This window comes from Scandinavium sp. NPDC088450 (assembly GCF_044900545.1).
Classification (GTDB): Bacteria; Pseudomonadota; Gammaproteobacteria; order Enterobacterales; family Enterobacteriaceae; genus Scandinavium.
The window spans coordinates 1-2,782 of the sequence record NZ_JBJDNI010000057.1; the positions used below are offsets into that span (position 1 = coordinate 1).

Annotated in this window: 2 protein-coding genes; one reads left to right on the forward strand and one right to left on the reverse strand. The window is 54.8% G+C overall.

Translation table 11 applies throughout. The features are described 5' to 3' along the window. Window positions 1-183 precede the first annotated feature (183 nt). On the reverse strand, window positions 184-1,206 hold the full coding sequence (gene mtnA, locus ACI2I2_RS24485) for an S-methyl-5-thioribose-1-phosphate isomerase (RefSeq protein WP_404660258.1): 1,023 nt from the start codon (window positions 1,204-1,206) through the stop codon (window positions 184-186). 104 nt (window positions 1,207-1,310) lie between these two features. Between mtnA and mtnK the strand changes: the two genes are divergently transcribed. Beyond that, window positions 1,311-2,510 carry an S-methyl-5-thioribose kinase gene (mtnK, locus tag ACI2I2_RS24490; RefSeq protein ID WP_404660259.1) on the forward strand — a complete coding sequence of 400 codons (1,200 nt, stop codon included), beginning with the start codon at window positions 1,311-1,313 and terminating at the stop codon, window positions 2,508-2,510. Window positions 2,511-2,782 lie beyond the last annotated feature (272 nt).

Consider the following 2,782-nt stretch of genomic DNA (forward strand, 5'->3'; position numbering starts at 1 on the left):
TATGAAGGTGTCACCCATGTGACCGGTCAATGTTGTTACCCATGTGACCGGTTCATACACGGTGAATTCCCTTAGCACGTTCACCGCAGCGGGGAGAACAGAGTAGCAGTGGACTCATAGTGAACGGAACAATTCCACCACATACGTATATTTGTTCACTAAAAAATGAGCTACAGCCATTGCTCACTTAATGGCAAAAATCCCACCAGCTACCTGCTCCGGCGTCACCACGCCCGTATCCAGCACCCAGCCGCTGATAAGCGCTGCGGGCGTCACATCGAACGCGGGGTTGTAGACTTTTGCGTCCTCCGGTGCCCACTGTACTGCACCAAAACTGCCTGCTACGCCCGTCACTTCTGAAGCGGCTCGCTGTTCGATTGGGATCGCATCGCCATTCGGACACTGTGAGTCAAGCGTCGTTTGCGGTGCAGCAACGTAGAACGGAATGCCGTGATATTTCGCCAGTACCGCCAACGAATAGGTGCCGATTTTGTTCGCCACATCACCGTTGGCGGCAATGCGGTCTGCGCCGACCCACACTGCGTCGACTTCCCCTTTTGCCATCAGGCTGGCGGCCATGGAATCAGTGATTAATTGATAAGGCACACCAAGTTCGCCCAGCTCCCAGGCGGTGAGTCTTCCGCCCTGCAACAACGGACGCGTTTCATCGACCCAGACGTTAGCGATTTTGCCTTGCTGATGCGCTCGATGAATAACGCCAATTGCGGTGCCCACACCGGCTGTCGCCAGGCCACCGGTATTGCAATGGGTAAGCAAGCGGCTGCCGGGTTTCACCAGTTCACTGCCCGCAACAGCTATGCTCTCGCAAAGCTGTTTATCTTCTTCAATCAGGCGCAGCGCTTCTGTCACCAGAGCCGGAACGAAATCTTCTTCGGCAAGAGCGAGCTTCATCCTGTCGAGGTTATTCATCAGATTGACGGCAGTTGGACGCGAAGCGCGCAGTATTTCAAGCGCTTGCAGTAACGCATCGCGTGTTAATCCACGTTCTGCCAATAACGCCAGCAACAGGCTGGCAGAAAGACCAATCAGCGGCGCACCGCGCACTCGCAGGGCATGAATATGGCCAACCAGCGACTCGACGCTATTGGCCTCCAGCCAGCGTGATGCCTGAGGTAGCGCCTGCTGATCCAGGATAAACAACTGATTTTCACTCACCCGCAGGCTGGTGGTCTGTAATGTCTGCATATCGTTAAATCCCTGTTGCGTTGTTGTATCACATTGTGTCAGGATGAATTACAGATGTATAGACGTCTGAATGGCTTTATTTTGACTGAATGAGGATCGAGGCAATGTCGCACTACCAAACCTTCACCGCCGACGATGCGGTGGCTTATGCGCAACAATTTGGCGGTTTAGCGGATCCGTCTGAGCTGGTGTCAGCGCAGGAAATCGGCGACGGCAACCTCAATCTGGTGTTCAAAATCTTTGATGCGCAGGGCATCAGCCGGGTCATCGTTAAACAGGCGCTGCCTTATGTGCGTTGTGTGGGCGAATCCTGGCCGCTCACGCTGGACAGAGCCCGTCTTGAAGCACAAACCCTGGTGGAACACTATCGCCACAGCCCTGAACATACGGTGAAAATTCATCACTTCGATCCGGAACAGGCGGTGATGGTGATGGAAGACCTTTCGGATCATCGTATCTGGCGCGGCGAGCTCATTCAGGGCGGATATTATCCGCAAGCCGCTCAGCAGCTGGGCCACTATCTGGCGCAAACGTTATTCCATACCAGCGATTTCTATGTGCACCCGCACGAGAAGAAAGCCCAGGTGGCGCAGTTCATCAACCCGGAAATGTGTGAGATAACCGAAGACCTGTTCTTCAACGATCCTTATCAGGTGCATGAACGCAATAATTACCCGCAGGAACTCGAAGCCGACGTAGCCGCGCTGCGGGATGACGCACCGTTAAAACTCGCCGTGGCATCGCTTAAACACCGTTTCTTTTCACAGGCTGAAGCGCTGTTACACGGCGACATTCACAGCGGCTCCATTTTCGTTGCAGAAGGCAGCCTGAAAGCCATCGACGCCGAGTTTGGCTACTTTGGCCCCGTCGGTTTTGATGTCGGCACTGCCATTGGCAACCTGCTGCTGAACTACTGCGGTTTGCCGGGGCAGTTAGGCATTCGTGATGCCGCCGCCGCACGTGAACAACGCCTCGCCGATATTCAGGAACTGTGGAGCACCTTCGCCGAACGCTTCCAGTCGCTGGCAACGGAAAAGAGCCGGGACGCCGCGCTGGCATGGCCAGGTTATGCCTCCGAATTCCTGAAAAAAGTGTGGAAAGATGCGGTTGGGTTCTGCGGAACAGAGTTGATTCGCCGGAGTGTGGGGCTTTCGCACGTCGCGGATATTGAGACGATTAAAGACGACACCATGCGCCACGAGTGTTTGCGCCATGCCATTACGCTCGGGCGAGCATTGATTGTGTTGGCGGATCGTATTGAAAGCGTGGATGAACTGATTGCGCGAGTACGTCAGTACAGTTAAGCGCGCGCCCCTCTCGCTTCATACTGAACGTAGGCCGGGCAAACAACGTGCCGCCCGGCAATAATCTGCCGGATGGCGCTTCGCTTATCCGGCCTTGTATTATTCCTCTCGTGCAGAAAGAACCGGCCAGTTCTTTCTGCCTGCAGTCCGGACGCCGTATCCGGCCTTAGATTTTCAAATCTGTACCGTAGATAATTCGCGCCGGACTGCACCTCTCCACATGTGATAAACCGAACAGTATCATGGACCGGAACACCCGGTACCCCGCATTC

Excerpts from the sequence above, each read along its gene's own strand:
- mtnA (WP_404660258.1), bottom strand. The coding sequence starts at position 1,206 with ATGCAGACATTACAGACCACCAGCCTGCGGGTGAGTGAAAATCAGTTG.
- mtnK (WP_404660259.1), top strand. The coding sequence starts at position 1,311 with ATGTCGCACTACCAAACCTTCACCGCCGACGATGCGGTGGCTTATGCG.